This is a genomic window from Psychrobacillus sp. FSL H8-0483 (genome assembly GCF_038637725.1).
In the GTDB taxonomy this organism is placed as follows: Bacteria; Bacillota; Bacilli; order Bacillales_A; family Planococcaceae; genus Psychrobacillus.
Window position 1 is genome coordinate 3982708 of the sequence record NZ_CP152052.1, and the last position, 20064, is coordinate 4002771.

The window sequence follows — 20064 nt, forward strand, 5'->3', positions numbered from 1 at the left end:
GGGTTGCCCCTCCCACTCAAATATCTGTCTCTCAGCTTTTCGCTGATAACATTAGAAAATTCATACAGACATATTTTTACGTCTGACCTTTGAAATGATACCACTTTTCTATTTTTTTCGCAAGTGTCAATAAAAATTATAATTTAATAACTTGCTCGAAGTCTAATTCCATGTTAGTTTCTCGACCAAACATATCTACCGATACTGTAACTTTTCCTTTTTCTGCATCGATCAGTTCTACTTTACCTTGGAAATGAGCGAATGGACCTTCTAGAACTTCTACTAGTTCTCCAACACTAAAGTCTACTTCTACTTTACCTTCATTCATGCCCATTTGTTTTAACATGGAGTCCACTTCTTCTGGAGGTAGAGGTGTTGGCTTTGTTCCTCCACCTGAAGAACCAAGGAATCCAGTTACTCCTGGCGTATTTCGAACAACATACCAAGCGTCATCTGTCATAATTAATTCCACGAATACATATCCAGGGAAAGTTTTTCTCAAGACGACACGCTTTTTCCCATCTTTAAAATCTGTTTCTTCTTGTTCAGGGATAAATACACGGAAAATTTTATCTTGCATCCCCATAGTTTCTACTCGTTTTTCCAAGTTTGCTTTTACTTTATTTTCATACCCAGAGTACGTATGAACGACATACCAATTTTTTTCCATATCATCAGGACTACGCGTCCTTCCCTCCTTTTCTTAGACAAATGAAAAAACCCGTTCGATTACTATGACGGGCTATTTTTAGAAAATATTTACATGCTACGTTTTATAATGCCAAATACCAACGGAAAAGTTCTGAAATCCCTAAATCTACAATAGCAAAAAATATAGCCATTACTACAACTGTAGCTAGTACAATTACCGTATATCGCGTTAGCTCTTTACGTCTTGGCCAGCTTACTTTTCTCATTTCAGACATTACATTTTTAAAAAATCCACCAACATTAGCCATTTAGCTAAACCTCCACATGGAAAATCTATTTTACTCTCATATTCACAATGTTTGTTTATGAAGTGTATGAGCGTTACAATGCGTGCAGTATTTTTTTCTTTCTATACGTATAGATGTGCTCTCTTTTGATGTAGGGACCGTATAATTTCGGTTACCACATTGCATACAACTCAAGACAATTTTCTTAGTCATTTTATCACCTTTTCGGCGTATAAGTCTTTTTCAAGATTATCACCTTAGAGAAACGGTGTCAACAAATTCCCAGGCTTTACACATAATTACTACCAATCTCCATATACCGCTCCAACTTTCGCTTTACTCGCTGTAGTGCATTGTCAATTGATTTTACATGCCGGTTTAATTCCTCAGAAATTTCTTGATAAGACTGTCCATCCAAATATAAAGCAAGTACTTGCTGTTCCAATTCACTTAAAATTTCACCCATCTTACCTTCCATGTAATCATAATGCTCTCTGTTAATGATTAACTCTTCTGGATCGTCGATAACAGAACCAGCAATCATGTCCATAAGCGTTCGATCAGATTCTTCATCATAGATAGGCTTATCCAAGGAAACATATGAATTTAGCGGAATATGTTTTTGACGAGTTGCTGTTTTAATTGCTGTTATAATTTGTCGAGTAATACATAACTCTGCAAAAGCTCGAAAAGAAGCTAATTTCTCTTCTTTAAAATCTCGGATCGCTTTGTATAATCCAATCATTCCTTCTTGGAGTATATCTTCCTTATCCGCTCCTATTAAAAAATAGGACCTACCTTTCATCCGAACAAATGAACGATACTTGGTAATTAAATAATCTAGCGCTTCAGTGCTCCCTTGATGAACCATCTCTACAAGCTCTTCATCTAGTAATCTATCCAATTGTTGTAGATCCAATTCTGTCTTTTCCAATGAAGTCACCTCAGCTAAATTATGAATATTTACCATAAGTATACAGGAAGAAAATTTACAGCGTCAATGAATCATTTCATTCCTCTTCGCCATTTTTCGAAAATTTCTGCAATTTCGTCAGATAATGGGATGGTCGAAGTTGGCTTATTCTCTTGTATATGCTTAACTTTCTTCGTAATATTCGATGAGATAGAAAACATTTCAATTTCAAGTTCTCTTGCAGATTTTCTTAGAGCTCCTTGCCCAAATATAACTCTTTGCTCCGTCATATCGGATGTTGCTACGTAAATTTGTGTTCTTCTATTACTTAATTCTAGCGTTAGCTTTTCAATTCGTTCATCAGCAGTTTCATTTTCTCTCGTATAAATTATTTCGACATCATTTTGTTTCTTTTTATTTTCTAAACCGGGCACTAAATGTGCATCAAAAACAACAATCACTCGAATACCTGTAAATGCTTTATATTCTGCCATTAGCTCAATTAGTCGGTCTCTAGCGTCTAGTAATTTATTATTTTTTAACTTCCTTAACTCGCTCCATGCGCCGATGATATTATATCCATCGACAAGTAGAATCTGCATCTTCTTATCCTTTAAGCGGTTTTCTTACGCGCAATACTTCATATAAAAGTATGGACGCAGCTACAGACGCATTCAAGCTAGTTACATGCCCAACCATTGGCAAATGGTAAAGAAAGTCACATTTTTCTTTTAATAGACGACTCATTCCTTTTCCTTCACTACCAATTATGAGAGCAAGTGGTAGTGTTGCATCCATATTTCGATAATCGGTAGATTTTGATGCATCTGTTCCAGCAATCCAAACACCACGATCTTTTAGCTCATCTACAGTTTGCGACAAGTTTCCTGCACGATATACAGGAATGTGTTCAATCGCCCCTGTTGATGCCTTTGCAACAACCGCGGTTAACCCGACTGCACGTCTTTTTGGAATAATAATTCCGTGTGCTCCTACCGCATCCGCCGTTCGCATGATAGACCCAAGATTATGCGGATCTTCAATTTCATCTAAAATTATAAAAAGAGGGTCCTCTTGCTTACTAGCTGCTAAATTAAATAAATCATCTAGTTCTGCATAGCGATACGCAGCGACAGAAGCGACAATTCCTTGATGGTTTGCGTCCGTTAAGCCGTCCAATTTCTTTTTCGGTACAAATTGAACAATAATTCCTGCATCTTTTGCTAATTGAATTATTTCAGAAACACCACTTTTTTGAACGCCTTCCGCAATCCAAACTTTGTTCATATCTCTTCCTGAACGCAACGCCTCTACTACGGGGTTTTTCCCAGCAATAATTTCTCCTGTTTGTTCTGTTTGCTCTGCCATCTACTTTTTCTCCTCTTTCTGTTCATCAATATACTGAATTGCAAACTGAAGCACTTCCTGCAAACGTTCTTTCTGCTCACTCAAGTATAAGCTTCCAATAACCGCCTCAAACGCTGTACTATAATGATATGTTTGGACATCTGTATTTTTCGGAACTGTACCAGACTTTGCATTTCGACCTCTTCTTAGCACGGCTTCCTCTTCTTCTGTTAAAAACTGCGTATTCAACATTTCACGTACAATTGTTGCTTGCGCTTTTGCAGATACATATTTTGTACCTTCTCTATGCAAAATATTCGGTTTAACTCGCCCAGATCGGATGAGATGCTCTCGAACGACTTGTTCGAATACAGCATCTCCCATATAGGCTAAAGCTAATGAATTTAATTGTTTTACGTCTGACAACTTAAAGTTTCCCACAAGTTTATCCTCTTTTCCATCGGATACCTTGCGCAGTATCTTCTAAAATAATGTTCATAGCTTTTAATTGATCTCTTATTTCATCAGCACGAGCAAAGTTACGATCCTTTCTCGCCTGATTACGTTCTTCTATGAGCGCATCAATTTCCTCATCTAGTACTTCTTTTTCTTTCGCAAGAGATAGACCCAAAACAGCCGTTAGCTCATCAAAAATAGTGAGGAATTGTTTCAACACTTGTTCAGATGTTTGCTTTTCAAGTAAATACGTATTTGCAAGCTTTGATAATTCAAAAATCGCCGCAATTCCGTTCGCTGTATTGAAGTCATCATCCATTGCTGTTTCAAATTGCACTTTAACCTCTTGGATTTTATGCAACCATACATCATGATGATCCCCTAAATCTGCCGTTGCATCCAAGCGGTGCAAGACATTTGCGTATGCAGTACGAATTCGCTCAAGTCCTGCCTCCGCTTGCTCTACTAAATCCTGAGAGTAGTTAATTGGATTACGGTAATGTACACTAAGCATAAATAGACGTAATATTTGCGGGTCAATTTGCTTACGAATATCATTAACTAACACGAAATTACCAAGTGATTTGGACATTTTTTCATTATCTATATTAATATAACCGTTGTGCATCCAATATCTCGCAAAGGTTTTGCCCGTTCTTGCTTCCGATTGTGCAATTTCATTTTCATGGTGTGGGAAAGTTAAATCCTGTCCACCTGCGTGGATATCAATCGTATCACCTAGTATTTCACGTGCCATAACAGAGCATTCTATATGCCAGCCCGGACGTCCTTGACCCCATGGACTTTCCCAGAAAATCTCTCCTGGTTTCGCAGCTTTCCAAAGAGCAAAATCTAATGCATCCTCTTTCTTAACACCAGTTTCAATACGAGCCCCCACTTTTAAATCATCTACCGATTGGTGCGATAATTTGCCATATCCATCAAACTTTCTTGTGCGATAATATACGTCCCCTTGAGACTCGTAGGCATATCCTTTTTCTTCCAACGCTTCGATGAATTCAATGATTTCATTCATGTGATCTGTTACACGTGGATGCGAATCAGCCTTACTGCATCCTAAGGCTTCCACATCAGCAAAATATGCTTTTATAAAACGAGCCGTTAATTCAGATACGTCTTCCCCTAACTCATTTGCTGCCTTAATGATTTTGTCATCAACATCGGTGAAATTCGATACATACGTCACTTCATACCCTCGGTACTGCAGATATTTTCGTACAGTATCGTAGACAATTACAGGACGAGCATTCCCTATGTGAATGTAATTGTAGACTGTTGGTCCACACACATACATTTTTACCTTTCCTTCTTCCATTGGTATAAATGGTTCTTTTTCACGTTTTAATGTATTAAATATTTGAATTGTCATGACATTTGTCTCTCCTTTTCATTTGTTAAACGTTCAACTTCCTGTTCAAGCTCTGCAATTTTAGCTTCCATCTTTTTACATCGATCGGCAAACGGATCTGGCAAATCTTGATGATCCAGATTTCTTTTTACTTTCACACCATCTTGAATTACAACTACGCCAGGTATGCCAACAACAGTAGAGTTAAACGGTACATCTTTTAATACAACCGAACCTGCACCTACCTTGCTATTTTCCCCAATTGTAATGGATCCTAATACTTTCGCTCCTGTTGCAACAAGCACATTATTTCCAAGGGTTGGATGTCTTTTACCCTTCTCTTTCCCTGTCCCACCTAGTGTAACGCCTTGGTAAATAGTACAGTCGTCTCCAATTTCACATGTTTCTCCAATGACTACACCTGAACCATGGTCGATAAAAAAACGTCGGCCAATTGTTGCTCCTGGGTGAATTTCGATGCCAGTAAAAAATCGGCTTATTTGCGAGATTGCACGTGCAAGGAAAAAGAACTTCTTTTTATAAAAAGCATGAGCAATTCGATGATTCCAAATGGCATGTAAACCTGCGTAAGTTAAAATGACTTCGAGTTTACTAGTAGCTGCGGGATCTTGTTCAAAAACCACAGCTATATCTTCTTTCAAACGTGCAAACATGGCATTTCCTCCCTTTTTTTTGAACAAAAAAAGTCTCTGTCTATAAATATAGACAGAGACGCAAATAAGCGCGGTTCCACTCTGATTGGAAACATATAAATATCTTTCCCACTTAGCATCTTTAACGCAGATGATACGTCCAGCCTACTATAATGTTCGGCATGGCACTCTGAGGTGCATTTCAGTAACTCATTGGCTCAGACCACTTTCAGCCGGTGATGGTCCTCTCTAAAGAACATGCGTTACTTACTTCTCCTCGTCTTAGCTTTTCTATTACTTCCGTTCGGAATTTGTACCCTCATTTTCACACCTTACAAGCGGAAAGTCAATCTTATTGTTTTGCGTATTTAGCGACGCGAGCAATAACTTTTTCTTTGCCGATTAAGCTGATAGCATCTGCTAATTCAGGACCATGAGTTTGACCAGTTGTAACCACACGAATTGGCATAAATAGATTTTTTCCTTTATGACCCGTTTCTTTTTGTACCGCTTTAATGGAAGATTTTATTTCTGTTGCTTCAAAAGTTACTAGACTTTCTAATTGTGCTTTAAAAGCTACCATAACTTCCGAAACCTGCTCCCCCGCCAGCACTTCTGATGCTTCTTCATTATATGCAAGTTCATCATTAAAGAATAAGGAAGATAATTCAACGATTTCTGCTCCAAAACTCATTTGATCATGATAAAGAGCAATCAGGTTTGTAGTCCAAGTTTGTTGTTCTTCCGATAACTCCATAGGTAGAAGTCCTTCTTTTTGCAAATGTGGCAGCGCAAGCTCTACTACTTTTTCTAGTGGTAGTTGCTTAATATATTGGTTATTCATCCATGTTAATTTTTGTTTATCAAACATAGATGGAGATTTAGATAGACGGTTAACATCAAAGATTTTGATGAACTCCTCTTTCGAGAAGATTTCCTCTTCCCCTTCAGGAGACCATCCTAAAAGTGCAAAAAAGTTAAACATTGCTTCTGGCAAATACCCAAGATCTTTATATTGCGTGACAAACTGAATAATCGACTCATCACGTTTGGAAAGCTTTTTACGACTTTCGTTAATAATTAGCGTCATATGACCATATTTCGGATATTCCCAGCCAAATACATCGAATACCATAAGTTGCTTCGGTGTATTCGATAAATGTTCTTCGCCACGGAATACATGTGAGATTTTCATCAGACGATCATCTAATACTACCGCATAGTTATAAGTTGGGATTCCGTTAGCTTTTACAAGAACCCAATCGCCAACATCTTTCGATTCAAACGTCACTGTACCACGAACTAAATCTTCAAATGTATATGTTACATTTTCTGGTACACGCATACGAATTGTATAGGCTGTTCCTGCAGCTTCTTTTGCTTGCACTTCTTCTGGAGATAAGTTTCTGCACTTACCATTGTACATTGGAGCAGCTACTCCGTTTTCTTTTTGAACTTCACGATCTGCTTCTAACTCTTCCGATGTACAGAAACATTTATAAGCATGTCCCTTTTCTAACATCTCTTCTGCATGTTTTGTATATATATCTAGACGCTCCATTTGACGGTAAGGTGCATAAGGTCCACCAATATCAACAGACTCATCATAGTCGATCCCTAACCATTGTAGGTTTTCAAGCTGCGATAATTCGCCACCTTCGATATTACGTTCAATATCTGTATCTTCAATACGAACGATAAATTTCCCGTTATGATGACGAGCATATAAATAGTTAAATAATGCTGTGCGTGCTCCTCCGATATGCAAATTACCTGTTGGACTTGGTGCGTAGCGTACGCGTACTTCTTGTGTCATTGTAAATCCTCCTAGTTTTCGTGCGTATCAAATACAATTTCAATATGAAGGAATTTCTCCCCATATATAATTAATTTAATTGTTATTACTACCCACTAATGGATGGCCACCGTCCAATAATGTGGGATAAACTTTATTTATTTTACCACTGCTACTGTGTTTTTTAAAGTTAGTCTTTTTTCAGTAGAAGAATCGTTGCCATAGAAGCAATTCCTTCTTCACGACCGGTAAATCCTAACTTTTCTGTTGTAGTTGCTTTTACATTCACTTGCGATACATCGGCTTGAAGTAGTTCGGCAACGCGCGTACGAATTGTTTCAATGTAAGGAGCCATTTTGGGCTTTTGTGCAATAATTGTACAATCTATGTTTCCTAATTTATATCCACGAGCATCTACCAGTTTCCAAATATGCTCCAATAACTTCGCTGAATCTGCATCTTTAAAATCAGGATCTGTATCCGGAAAGTGTCTCCCTATATCCCCTTCTCCAATCGCCCCCAGAGCCGCGTCTGTAATTGTATGAAGTAACACATCTGCATCTGAATGCCCAATAAGTCCTCTTTCATAAGGAATCGTAATTCCTCCTATAATTAACGGTCGATTATCCGCAAATTCATGTACATCAAAACCTTGCCCAATTCGCATCATTTTATCGTTCCTCCTGTTCACGTTTATTTAATAGTATCTCTCCAAATAGAAGATCTTCCTTTGTTGTCATTTTCACATTATCATATGTACTTTCCACAATACGAACTTGCTCACCTAATCTTTCCACAAGCATTGCTTCATCGGTACCTAAGAAAAGTTCTTCTTCTGCTAGTCTTTCCGCTTTTTCTAGCAAATCATACTGAAATGCTTGGGGTGTTTGGATAATCCAAAGGCTTTCTCGATCGACTGTTTCTTGAATTATACCATCTTCCACTTTTTTCATCGTATCCTTCGCTCTTACTGCAGCCACCGCAGCTCCAAATTTCTCCGCCGTTTGCACAAGCTGATGAATTACTTCTTGTTTAATAAAGGGTCTTGCAGCATCATGCACAAGTACAATCCCTTTAGATAGAGAAGCCTTTAAGCATGCATACACGCTATGCTGCCGTTCTGCTCCACCTTCTGTAATGGCAGCAACTTTAGTAATACGATATTCTTTAAGCAAGTTTTCAATAAAATCTTGTTCCTCTTTTTTCACTGCTAATACAATTTCGGCACATCTAGGATCTTGCTCAAATACGCGTAAAGTATGAATTAAAACAGGGATACCCTTTAATTGAATAAAGAGCTTGTTCTGTCCAGCCCCCATCCGTTTCCCGCTACCTGCAGCAGGTAATAACACTGTATATTTCACTTCGTTTCCTCCTACATCACATAGAAAAAGGGCGTATTCCTACATTACCTTAGGAAACAACCCTTCTTCCTTATTTCGATTCTTGTGGTTTTGCAAAAATCATACGACCCGCAGAAGTTTGCAATACACTAGTCACTTCTACATTGATTGCTTGTCCCATATATGATTTACCGCCTTCTACAACAATCATCGTACCATCATCTAAGTAAGCAACACCTTGATTATATTCTTTCCCATCTTTAATAACCACGACATGCATTATTTCCCCGGGAATAACTACAGGCTTTACTGCATTCGCCAAGTCATTAATATTGAGAACACGTACTTTGTGCAAATCACATACTTTATTTAGATTAAAGTCGTTTGTAACTACAATCCCATTCATATTCTTAGCTAATCGTACAAGTTTTAAATCTACTTCTTGAATATCTTCAAAATCCTCTTCCACGATTAACACCGCTGAAGCTCGCTCTGTCTGTAATTTTTTTAATACATCTAAACCACGGCGTCCTCTTGTTCGTTTAAGTGTATCTGAGGAATCCGCAATATGCTGTAATTCCGTAAGTACAAACTGAGGTACTACCAATACACCTTCTATAAATCCTGTTTCCGAAATATCTGAAATACGGCCATCAATAATTACACTTGTATCCAGTAATTTATAAGTGCCCATTGTTAAGCCTTTTTCATCTTCATCGATTGTTTTTTTCTTATTCGTTTGTTGTTTTGAAGGTGTAAATACATGAAGTAACTCGTCCCTTTTTTTAAATCCTACTTGGAAACCTAAATAACCAAGAATAATAGATAAAAGTACCGGGATAACAGAGCGTACAACAGGAATTTCAATACTATTTACCGCTGATCCAAGTAAAAATGCAACGATTAATCCAATGACAAGTCCAAGCGTTCCAAAAAGCAAGTCACCAATTGGCGCTTTTAAAAGACGCTCTTCCATCCATTTGATAAAATTCATCAAGTAATCTGTTAAAAATAATGCTGCAACATAAAGTAAAATTGCCCCAATTACAACTGATACATATGGATTGTTCATCCAAGGGATTTCAGATAAATTAATGAATTCGTATAAGGCCGGTAAGAATAATAATCCCAATGTACCACCTATTAAAACAAACGCAATTTGAATAATCCATTTCATCAAAATATTCCACCTCCGTCTAAAATTCATTATACTTCCAAATTCCATATTAAGTCTATTATGTTGATAGGGGGCCCCATCAGCTCCCTGTTAGGAAAAAGCCTCTTTCATTGCTTCATTTACTGATTCTATGCCCACGACTTGAATTCCTTTTGGATAATCCCAGCCGCCCATATTTGAAGCTGGAACAATTGCTCTTTTAAACCCTAATTTCGCTGCTTCTTGTACACGTTGTTCGATTCTGGATACTCTTCTCACTTCTCCCGTTAACCCTATTTCTCCAATAAAACAATCTGTAGGCGTTACTCCTGTATCTCGAAAACTAGAAACGATACTTACTAGGACGGCTAAATCGATTGCAGGTTCATCTAGTTTGACTCCACCAGCAACTTTTATATAAGCATCTTGCGTTTGAAGTAATAATCCCATACGTTTTTCCAACACTGCCATCAGTAAAGATACGCGATTTTGATCGATTCCGGTAGCCATCCGTTTAGGATAATTAAAACTAGATTGTGTCACGAGTGCTTGGATTTCCACTAAAATTGGCCTAGTCCCCTCCATAGAAGCAACAATAGCCGAACCTGCAGATCCATGTGACCGTTCCTGCAAAAATAATTCAGAAGGATTTAATACTTCCTTTAGTCCTTGCTGAACCATTTCAAATATAGCAATTTCATTTGTAGACCCAAATCTATTTTTTTGTGAACGTAAAATTCTATAAGTATGGTGTCGCTCCCCTTCAAAATATAGAACAGTATCAACCATATGCTCTAATATACGAGGCCCAGCAATTTGCCCCTCTTTAGTTACGTGTCCCACTAAAAAGATTGCAATGTTCTTCGTTTTAGCAATACGCATTAGTTCAGCTGTACTTTCACGAACTTGAGAGACACTTCCTGGTGCACTCGTCACTTCTGGGTGATGTACTGTTTGGATTGAGTCAACAATGACAAATCGCGGCTCCACACTCTCAATTGTCTCATTAATTAATTCAAGATTTGTTTCTGCATAAATATAAAGCTCAGACGAAATAACACCTAAGCGCTCCGCACGAAGCTTCGTTTGTCTAATCGATTCTTCACCGGAAATGTATAAAACACGTTCACCTTTGTTTGCAAGTAACGCCGAAACCTGTAATAGTAAAGTCGACTTTCCTATACCCGGATCTCCACCTATTAGAACAAGTGACCCCGGTACAATTCCTCCACCGAGTACACGATTTAACTCAACAAGATCTGTTGCTACTCGCGGCGCATCTACTGATTCAATCGCCGTTATTGGCGTTGCCTTCTGTGCTACTCCTGTAGAATGCTGAAATGATCGTTTTGGTCCTTTTGACACGATCTCCGTCTCTTCTACCATCGTATTCCAATCACCGCACCCTGGACATCTTCCCATCCATTTAGCTGCCTCGTATCCACATGAATTACACATAAATTTCGTTTTCTTCTTCGCCATTTCATCCTCCTATGTATAAAAAGGGCATTCCGCATGTAAAGTTCGGAATGCCCGCTATATTAGTTTTCTGTCACTGCAGCCGTTGTACGAACAACGAATTCATCGTTTTCTACATCAAATACGACGTGCTGACCATTTAGTACTTCACCTTTTAATAATTCTTCAGAAAGACGATCTTCTACATGTTTTTGCAATGCTCGACGTAACGGACGTGCACCATACACAGGATCGTATCCTTCCGTTGTAATTTTTTCTTGAGCCGCTTCTGTTAGCTCCAAATCTATGCCTTGCTCTTTCAGGCGTTTAGCTAACTGCTCAATCATAAGAGTAACGATTTCTTTTAAATGCTCTCTTTCTAGAGAATGGAACACAATCATCTCATCTAAACGGTTTAAGAATTCTGGGCGGAATGCTTTTTTCAATTCTTCTAGCATTTTACCTTTCATATCTTTGTAATCTGTTTTCCCACCCTCTTGTAGATTAAATCCAACATATTTATTGAATTTAAGCGCATCTGCTCCTACATTGGATGTCATGATGACAACTGTATTACGGAAATCGACTGTACGTCCTTTAGAATCTGTTAGTCGGCCATCCTCTAATACTTGAAGAAGAATATTAAACACATCTGGATGCGCTTTTTCAATTTCATCCAGCAGGATAACAGAGTAAGGTTTACGACGCACTTTTTCCGTTAATTGTCCACCATCCTCAAATCCAACGTATCCTGGGGGAGAGCCCACAAGACGTGAAGTTGAATGTTTTTCCATGTACTCGGACATATCTACACGAATCATTGCATCTTCGTCACCAAACATAACTTCTGCTAATGCACGAGCAAGTTCCGTTTTACCAACACCAGTAGGTCCTAAGAAAATAAATGAGCCAATTGGACGCTTAGGATCTTTTAGACCGGCACGTGCGCGACGAATTGCACGGGAAATCGCATCTACAGCCTCTTTTTGACCAATTACTCTTTCATGTAATTTGTCTTCTAACTTCAATAACTTCTCAGATTCTGTTTGAGCAAGTCTAGAGACCGGCACTCCAGTCCACATAGAAACAACAGAGGCAATATCTTCAACTGTTACTTCTGATTCTTCTTTTCCTTGTTTTTCTTTCCAATTGTTTTTCATTTTTTCTAGCTCTTCTTTAAGCTTTTGCTCTTTGTCACGGAAAGATGCAGCTTTTTCAAATTCCTGACTTTGAACAGCAGCATTTTTCTCCGAACGGACCGCTTCTAATTTCGCTTCTAATTCTTTTAAATTTGGTGGCGTTGTGTAAGAGCGTAGTCGAACCTTTGATCCAGCTTCATCAATTAAATCGATCGCTTTATCTGGTAAGAAGCGATCCGAAATATAACGATTGGACATTTTAACAGCAGCTTCTACCGCTTCATCTGTAATTTTCACACGGTGATGTGCTTCGTAGCGATCACGTAAGCCGTAAATAATTTGAATAGCCTCATCTACAGATGGTTCATCCACTTGAATTGGTTGGAATCGACGTTCAAGTGCAGCATCCTTTTCGATATATTTACGATACTCATCTAATGTTGTCGCACCGATACATTGAATTTCTCCACGTGCTAACGCAGGTTTTAAAATATTGGAAGCATCAATTGCTCCTTCTGCTCCGCCTGCTCCAATAAGTGTATGAAGTTCATCAATGAATAAAATAACATTTCCAGCTTGACGAATTTCATCCATTACTTTTTTCAAACGATCCTCAAATTCTCCACGATATTTCGTTCCAGCAACAACTGTCCCCATATCAAGTGTCATAACACGTTTATCACGCAAAATTTCTGGTACTTCGTTTTGTACAATTTGCTGTGCAAGTCCTTCCGCAATTGCGGTTTTACCAACACCAGGTTCTCCGATTAAAACAGGATTATTTTTTGTGCGACGTGCCAAAATTTCAATAACACGGGTAATCTCCTTGCTACGACCTATGACTGGATCAAGTGTACCTTCTCTTGCAATTTGTGTTAAATCACGTGCTAAACCATCTAAAGTCGGAGTGCTTGCAGGAGCAGCACTGTTGTTACCATTACTGTGAGATTGATCTGTGCTTCCAAGTAATTGAAGTACTTGCTGACGCGCTTTGTTTAAGCTAACACCTGCATTATTCAAAACTCTAGCAGCCACACCTTCACCTTCTCGGATTAGAGCTAGTAATAGATGCTCTGTACCAATGTAAGAATGCCCTAGTTTTCGAGACTCATCTACAGAGAGTTCAATTACCTTTTTCGCTCGAGGAGTGTAGTGAACGATTGGACCAACTTCTTCTGCCCCAGTTCCTACTAACTCCTCGATTCCTGTTTCAATCACTTTCGGATCTACTTCAATTGCTTCTAAAGCTTTCGCTGCAATACCGCTACCTTCACGAATTAACCCTAGTAATATATGTTCTGTACCAATTGATTCGTGCTTTAAACGTATAGCTTCTTCTTGTGCTAGTTGTAATACTTTTTGTGATCTTTGTGTGAATCGATTAAACATCATGCAATACCCTCTCCTTTTGTTTTCGGTTTTTCTCCCTTTTGCAACCGTTCCCTTAACAACTTCGCTCGAAACATATCTCGTTCCGAAGTATTTAACGTCGTTCCAGCATACATTTGCAGAAACCCTGGTTGCATAAACACCATGCATTCGTTCAAAATGGTCACATCTACATCTTTAATGAGTCCCATGTCTATACCTAAACGAACATCCGACAAGCATCTAGCAGCCTCTTCGGTTGTCATTATACGAGCATATGACAACGTCCCTAAAGATCGATACAACCGATCCTCTAGTGTATTGGCTGAGTGCTTTAAGAGTGCATCTCGCGCTTCTCTTTCTTTTTGGATAATTTGTTCTGTAATACTTTGAAGATCGGCAAGTATGTCTTCTTCTGTCTTACCAAGTGTCGTTTGATTAGACACTTGGTATACATTTCCGAGCGCTTCACTACCTTCCCCATATATCCCTCTTACAACCATCCCTAATCTAGAAATGATTGTTACAATTCGGTTGATTTGCTTTGTCTTAGTTAATGCCGGTAAATGCATCATAACGGATGCACGTAAGCCGGTTCCGGTGTTTGTCGGACAACTCGTTAAATACCCGAATTGCTCATCAAAGGCATATGGTAATTCCTTTTCTAATAATCGATCTATTGTGTCAGCTTGCGCATATGCTTGTTGAATTTGAAGACCAGGGAAAAGGCATTGAATACGAATATGATCTTCCTCATTTACCATTACACTTACAGATTCATCTTCGGATAATAAAACAGATCCAGTCATCGGCGAGTTAGCAAGCTTTGGACTAATTAAATGCTTTTCCACTAGCACTTGTCGATTTAGTTCCGACACATCTTTAATTTGTATAGAAGAAAAGTTCATTTGTAATTCTTCATCGGCATCCACAAGTGTAGCGGAAACGGATTGGTCAATTTTATGCGCCTCATCTTCTGTAAATGCAAGTGGGAATCGATACCCATTTAAATTTCTAGCTAATCGAATTCTTGTACTCATGACTATATCTGAATGCTCTCCATTTCCAACCATCCAACTAGAAATAGAATTATCTAAAAAGCGTTCAATCGACATTCGTTTCGTCACCTCCCGTGACAAGCTGACTTTCAAGATCCCTTGCTTCATCCCTTAGTCTTGCAGCATCCTCAAATTGTTCGGTTTCAACAGCCTCTTTCATTTGAGAACGAATGGCTTCAATGCGTTTTTTCAATGCTATCTTTTCACCAATTGCCCCCGGCGCTTTCCCAATATGGGTTGTATTTCCATTATGCAAACGTTTAAATACATTCGGTAGTTGTTGTCGAAAACTATCGTAACAAGAAGCACAGCCGAATTTCCCTTCATCTAAAAAACGTTGTATGGACCAACCGCATTCTTCACACTCTAATGGAGGCTTTTTTTGCCTTTGCTGCATTGGCTGCTGATCTGCATGGTTAAACCAATTGGATAGGAGTTGATGAAGAGATAACGGATCTTGTTTATACTCTACATAAAACGGGTGGAGACTATTTGCACAGACCTCACAATAATGTCGTTCAAAGTGTTCACCGTTATGCACTTGTGTAACCGTCACTTTTGCCGGTCTCTGCTTACAATTTTCACAAATCACTTTTCAACACACCCCGCTCATTTTTAACTTTTTTGATATTTTAATGTTAATAGCATGGCACATAATATACGCGCACGTATTTCATCCCTTGCTGGTAGTGGAATAGCAAGTGTTGTTCGATTAAGCGCCGCTAAAATGAGCTTCGCTTCTCTTGTTGTAATCACTTCTTCCTCTAGCAGTCGGAACACAATGTCTTCCGTAACTGATTCAGCTGCACCATTTTCTAGTCTTTGTATTATATGCTCAATCAATTCTGCTTTCGTATGCGCCCGAACGCGGAGGATTCGAATATATCCACCACCACCACGTTTACTTTCCACTAAGTAACCGCGATCTTGGGTAAACCGTGTGTTGATAACATAGTTTATTTGAGATGGAACACATTGAAATTTTTCAGCAATTTCACTTCTTTTAATTTCAATTTGCCCCTTACTCTCTTCTTCGATAATCGACTTCAAATAACCTTCAATAATGTCAGATATATTTTTCATCTTCTCACCTCTTTAGCAAACTGACTTTGACTAACTTTGACTATATTATATCGAGAAAATAATCCATGTGCAATTGATATGATTTTCTTAGGAAGGCACAAAAAAACTACTAACCAGAACAGTTAGTAGTTTAAGGGTGTATCAATATTCCAACTTATATTCCAAAAACTTTTTCATTTGTATATTAATACATTTATTTTTTCTTCCTGTGTATTTTCGTTAGTTGTTTCCACTTATTCACTTCTGCTTTTTTGGCAACTAGATCATTTTTTCGTTCAATATGTGCAAGCTCTCTCATCAACTTCACATAACTTTTATAACGCTCTTGTTTCAATGCACCTGTATAAATAGCTTCTTGAATTGCGCATCCCGGCTCTTTTTCATGTTTGCAATCTCGGAAGCGACATCCATCCGCAAGTTCTTCAATATCTTGGAAGCTTGCGCTAATCCCATCACTTGTATCCCAAAGTTGGAATTCTCTCATTCCCGGGGTATCAATTAATAAACCACCCTCCGGCAATAAAGTAAGTTCTCTATGCGTTGTGGTATGACGCCCTTTGCTATCATCTTCTCGAATATTGTTTACTACCATTACTTCTTCACCAGACAAAGCATTAATTAAAGAGGACTTGCCAACTCCAGAAGATCCTAGAAGAGCACCTGTTTTACTGCCAGATAAAAGATTTGCAAGGCTATCGATTCCTTCACCTGTTACACTACTCACTGCAAATACATCTACACCAAAAGCGATTGATTCTACTTCATTTATATAAAATGCCAAATCATCACATGCGTCTTTTTTCGTCAAAACAACAACTGGTGTTGCACCCGAATCCCATGCGGCTAATAAATATCGCTCTAATCTACGTAAATTAAAGTCGTGATTAAGAGACATAACAAGAAATACATAATCAACATTAACTGCGATTAACTGAATTTCCGTTGTTAAGCCAGCAGCTTTTCTGGAAAACTGTGAACTACGTGGAAGCACGTCTTGAATGATTCCTTTTTCTTCCCCCGGCATTTGTTCGAGGACAACCCAATCTCCAACTGCCGGAAATGCTTCGCGGCCATGGTCAAACTTGAATTTCCCTGATAGAGAGCATAACCATTCCCCTTCGTTAGTCATGACACGATACAAATTTTTATGCTCAAGTAATACGCGACCTGCGATCCCTTTACTCAACATTTTTTCTTCCCATTTATTATTCCAACCATATTGTTCGATTAAATTCAATTTAACTTCCTCCTAATTTCCATATAAAAAAACCATGACTGCACGAATCAGCAATCATGGTTTCCCGGTCATTAGTAAAGAAGCATCTCAAAAAGTGTAGCGAAATACATTTGTTTGTCTGTTACAAGCAAATGAAATGCATATTCGTTCTACAATTAGAGACAAACGGAGTGGGACATCATGAACTTACTGATTCGTTGATTAGTATTTACAATAGCCATAATGCCTCACTCCTTTCCTTAAGTTATTTTCAGAATACAACAATAATAAAATCTAGTCAACAAAAATTTACGCTGCTACATCGCGTTTTATAAACGACCAATAACTAATTACTAAAAATACAAGCATGTAGACAGAAACCACTGCGATTGAAAACGACATCGTCATCCCATCAATCAACGGTTGCCCATTCCCTATATATTGCGTCAAATTAGTGTTAGCAAATAAAATATACTTAGCCAGTTCGAATTTGAATGCTAGCATATACGTAATATTTACCCCTGCGAACATAAGAAATATAGAAATTCCTATTGCAAGTGAACTAGAACGGAATACAGATCCAACCATAAAAGCCAACATCCCAATAACTAACACGTTTACTAGAGAAAGTCCCATTAGAAGTAGTAGTCTTACCCAAAATGAAACCTCTACCACTTTTCCGTTCACCACTTCTAAACTTGTTCCAGGTGACGAATCAAAGAAAATATATGCAGCAATTATTCCTACCAATAAACTAATTGAAGCCATGAAAACAGCATATAATCCGACCGTCAACAACTTCGAAGTCAAAATCTTCCCCCTACTCACAGGTCGTGTTAATAACATTTTAATAGTCCCTTGAGAAAACTCTGAAGCAACGATTCCTCCTGCAACAACAACTGTGAATAATGTAATTACGGAAAGCATACCAGGAATTTCATTGATAAATCCTTTAACACTCTCTGAGGTTATTGGAGCAATATCCTTCTCTAAACGATGCTTTTCAACTGTTATAGAATCTTTTAAATCCTGCAACTCCTCTTTAGACAAATTCGGATCCGTTAATTGTGATTCTAATAGCTTAACTTGCTCTTGAGAAGCTATTTTCCAATCATCTGTAGGGCTCTCACCTATAGGGCTCTTAATCCATTTAAAAATACCAGCTGATCCAATCATTAATAGGGCTATTAACACCACCATTACCCAAGTTGCTTTTTTACTCCATAATTTCATCCATTCATTTCTTATGAGATTCAGCAATTTGCCCACCTCCTGTTAATTCTAAGAATTGATCTTCCAACGATTTTCGATGCGGATTAATTTGGAATAATTGTAGATTATTTGCTACCATTTCACCGACTAAAACAGGAACATCTTCCGATGAAAGCTGTACGACAAAACCATTCCCCAAAACCTCTGTAGATATGTTTTTGGAAGATAAGAAAGCCTCCGCTTTCTCTTTTGGAGATACTTCCATGTAGTAATGTGATTCTTCCTCTTCTTTTACTTCTCTAATAGATATAAGTTTTCCATTTTGAATAACTGCGATTCTATCACACATTAACTCAATTTCTGCTAATAAATGGCTAGATACAAAAATAGAAACGCCTTCTTCTTCCGCAATTTTGCGTAAGTACATACGGAACTCTCTAATACCTGCTGGGTCTAGTCCATTCGTTGGCTCATCTAGTATTAAAAATTTTGGTCGATGCAAGAGTGCTTGGGCTAGCCCTAAACGTTGACGCATTCCAAGCGAATACTTCGATACCTTTTCATGAATTCTGTTTTGCAGACCCACTTGGGCAATTACTTCATCTATTCGCTCTTTCGTTACGCTTTTATTCATTCGAGCAAAATGAAGTAAGTTTTTATATCCACTCATAAACTTATACATCTCGGGATTTTCTACTATCACTCCGACTTTACTCATTGATCCCTCAAAATCAGAAGAAATAGCTTGCCCGTCGATAAATACTTCTCCTGACGTTGGTTTCATAAGTCCTGTCATCATTCGAATAGTCGTTGTTTTCCCCGCTCCATTTGGCCCTAGAAAACCCGTTATTTGACCTGCATATAAATCTAAACTAAGGTCGTCAATAAGTTTCTTTTTGCCTATTACTTTTGTTAAATTTTGAAGCTTAACGATTAGCTTCTTTTCCATTTACATCACCTTCCCTAAATGAATGTGTCGTCCACATTGCTATTTCGTATTCTGCCTTTCCTAATGCCCTATAAGTTATACGTTTATCGTTAAGAAAAGTTCTATTTTTTTCAATTATTTTTCATAAATTCCATTACAGGGTTTTTATTCTTACGATAAATGCAGGTAGGAGGGAATATAAATGGAATTCAACGCTACACTTGCGAAGCAGTATGACAGTGGAATTAGAAGAGCTTTACCTACTTAAAAAGTTACTGGCTAGACACGACAAAACTTTCTATAGAAGAGATTGATGAAATGGAGAAGGAAATCCTTTCCCTTTCTTATGTACCTGAAGATGTGGTTGAACAATTACTTCAACAAGCAGGTTTTACACGCATTACAAAGTTTTTCTCTACTACGCTTTTCAGTGGTTGGATTTGTTATAAAGCTTAGAAGTAAGAAAAGCAGCATGTGCTGCCCTTTAAGTGCACCTTGTCTTTCGCCAATTCCAGCGTGCTTTGGACGAAACGTTGGCTATACTATTACCTTGGGATTTTTAGAGGAGCTTGATGTGACTGGGTCACATCAAGCTCCTTCTTTTTTGGTAATCTTATGGCGAATGTTTGTCC

22 protein-coding genes and 1 other annotated feature are annotated in these 20064 nt (G+C 38.2%); of the genes, 1 reads left to right on the top strand and 21 read right to left on the bottom strand.

The window, feature by feature from the left end; translation table 11 throughout:
- Nucleotides 1-136 precede the first annotated feature (136 nt).
- From nusG to MHB48_RS19675, 21 genes are all read right to left on the bottom strand, one after another.
- Complete coding sequence (nusG, locus tag MHB48_RS19575; protein ID WP_342599477.1) at nt 137-670, bottom strand: transcription termination/antitermination protein NusG; 534 nt, start codon at nt 668-670, stop codon at nt 137-139.
- A gap of 103 nt (nt 671-773) precedes the next feature.
- Complete coding sequence (gene secE, locus MHB48_RS19580; RefSeq protein ID WP_342599478.1) at nt 774-959, bottom strand: preprotein translocase subunit SecE; 186 nt, start codon at nt 957-959, stop codon at nt 774-776.
- A gap of 42 nt (nt 960-1001) precedes the next feature.
- A complete protein-coding gene (gene rpmG / locus MHB48_RS19585; protein ID WP_340924683.1) occupies nt 1002-1151 on the bottom strand; it encodes a 50S ribosomal protein L33 in 150 nt (49 codons plus the stop codon).
- Between the two features lie 76 nt (nt 1152-1227).
- A complete protein-coding gene (gene sigH, locus MHB48_RS19590; protein ID WP_340924684.1) occupies nt 1228-1908 on the bottom strand; it encodes an RNA polymerase sporulation sigma factor SigH in 681 nt (226 codons plus the stop codon).
- A 35-nt stretch (nt 1909-1943) separates the two neighbouring features.
- Complete coding sequence (locus MHB48_RS19595) at nt 1944-2453, bottom strand: NYN domain-containing protein (protein WP_342599479.1); 510 nt, start codon at nt 2451-2453, stop codon at nt 1944-1946.
- A gap of 4 nt (nt 2454-2457) precedes the next feature.
- The gene (gene rlmB, locus MHB48_RS19600; protein WP_340924687.1) at nt 2458-3219 is read right to left on the bottom strand and encodes a 23S rRNA (guanosine(2251)-2'-O)-methyltransferase RlmB; all 762 of its coding nucleotides are present in this window, start codon (nt 3217-3219) and stop codon (nt 2458-2460) included.
- On the bottom strand, nt 3220-3582 hold the full coding sequence (locus tag MHB48_RS19605; RefSeq protein WP_340925356.1) for a Mini-ribonuclease 3: 363 nt from the start codon (nt 3580-3582) through the stop codon (nt 3220-3222).
- 61 nt (nt 3583-3643) lie between these two features.
- A complete protein-coding gene (cysS, locus tag MHB48_RS19610) occupies nt 3644-5044 on the bottom strand; it encodes a cysteine--tRNA ligase (protein WP_342599480.1) in 1401 nt (466 codons plus the stop codon).
- Nucleotides 5041-5697: a serine O-acetyltransferase gene (cysE, locus tag MHB48_RS19615; RefSeq protein WP_342599481.1), complete on the bottom strand. Its 657-nt coding sequence runs from the start codon at nt 5695-5697 to the stop codon at nt 5041-5043. Before cysE ends, cysS begins: the two co-directional genes overlap by 4 nt.
- 51 nt (nt 5698-5748) lie before the next feature.
- Nucleotides 5749-5969 (bottom strand) — a binding site (T-box leader).
- Nucleotides 5970-6028: 59 nt separating this feature from the next.
- Complete coding sequence (gene gltX / locus MHB48_RS19620) at nt 6029-7492, bottom strand: glutamate--tRNA ligase (protein ID WP_342599482.1); 1464 nt, start codon at nt 7490-7492, stop codon at nt 6029-6031.
- Nucleotides 7493-7661: 169 nt separating this feature from the next.
- A complete protein-coding gene (ispF, locus tag MHB48_RS19625) occupies nt 7662-8141 on the bottom strand; it encodes a 2-C-methyl-D-erythritol 2,4-cyclodiphosphate synthase (RefSeq protein ID WP_342599483.1) in 480 nt (159 codons plus the stop codon).
- A 1-nt stretch (nt 8142) separates the two neighbouring features.
- The gene (ispD, locus tag MHB48_RS19630) at nt 8143-8835 is read right to left on the bottom strand and encodes a 2-C-methyl-D-erythritol 4-phosphate cytidylyltransferase (protein WP_342599484.1); all 693 of its coding nucleotides are present in this window, start codon (nt 8833-8835) and stop codon (nt 8143-8145) included.
- A gap of 70 nt (nt 8836-8905) precedes the next feature.
- Complete coding sequence (locus MHB48_RS19635; RefSeq protein WP_340924694.1) at nt 8906-9994, bottom strand: PIN/TRAM domain-containing protein; 1089 nt, start codon at nt 9992-9994, stop codon at nt 8906-8908.
- Between the two features lie 87 nt (nt 9995-10081).
- On the bottom strand, nt 10082-11452 hold the full coding sequence (gene radA / locus MHB48_RS19640; protein ID WP_342599485.1) for a DNA repair protein RadA: 1371 nt from the start codon (nt 11450-11452) through the stop codon (nt 10082-10084).
- A gap of 59 nt (nt 11453-11511) precedes the next feature.
- On the bottom strand, nt 11512-13959 hold the full coding sequence (locus MHB48_RS19645) for an ATP-dependent Clp protease ATP-binding subunit (protein WP_342599486.1): 2448 nt from the start codon (nt 13957-13959) through the stop codon (nt 11512-11514).
- Nucleotides 13956-15050 carry a protein arginine kinase gene (locus MHB48_RS19650; RefSeq protein ID WP_340924701.1) on the bottom strand — a complete coding sequence of 365 codons (1095 nt, stop codon included), beginning with the start codon at nt 15048-15050 and terminating at the stop codon, nt 13956-13958. Before MHB48_RS19650 ends, MHB48_RS19645 begins: the two co-directional genes overlap by 4 nt.
- On the bottom strand, nt 15040-15585 hold the full coding sequence (locus MHB48_RS19655) for a UvrB/UvrC motif-containing protein (protein ID WP_340924704.1): 546 nt from the start codon (nt 15583-15585) through the stop codon (nt 15040-15042). Before MHB48_RS19655 ends, MHB48_RS19650 begins: the two co-directional genes overlap by 11 nt.
- A gap of 23 nt (nt 15586-15608) precedes the next feature.
- Nucleotides 15609-16076 carry a CtsR family transcriptional regulator gene (locus tag MHB48_RS19660; RefSeq protein WP_340924707.1) on the bottom strand — a complete coding sequence of 156 codons (468 nt, stop codon included), beginning with the start codon at nt 16074-16076 and terminating at the stop codon, nt 15609-15611.
- A 193-nt stretch (nt 16077-16269) separates the two neighbouring features.
- A complete protein-coding gene (gene rsgA / locus MHB48_RS19665) occupies nt 16270-17313 on the bottom strand; it encodes a ribosome small subunit-dependent GTPase A (RefSeq protein ID WP_342599487.1) in 1044 nt (347 codons plus the stop codon).
- Nucleotides 17314-17601: 288 nt separating this feature from the next.
- Nucleotides 17602-18552 (bottom strand): ABC transporter permease, encoded by a 951-nt coding sequence (locus MHB48_RS19670; protein WP_342599488.1) that lies wholly within the window; start codon nt 18550-18552, stop codon nt 17602-17604.
- A complete protein-coding gene (locus MHB48_RS19675; protein WP_342599489.1) occupies nt 18530-19453 on the bottom strand; it encodes an ABC transporter ATP-binding protein in 924 nt (307 codons plus the stop codon). Before MHB48_RS19675 ends, MHB48_RS19670 begins: the two co-directional genes overlap by 23 nt.
- A 297-nt stretch (nt 19454-19750) precedes the next feature.
- Between MHB48_RS19675 and MHB48_RS19680 the strand changes: the two genes are divergently transcribed.
- Nucleotides 19751-19888 carry a hypothetical protein gene (locus tag MHB48_RS19680; protein WP_342599490.1) on the top strand — a complete coding sequence of 46 codons (138 nt, stop codon included), beginning with the start codon at nt 19751-19753 and terminating at the stop codon, nt 19886-19888.
- Nucleotides 19889-20064 lie beyond the last annotated feature (176 nt).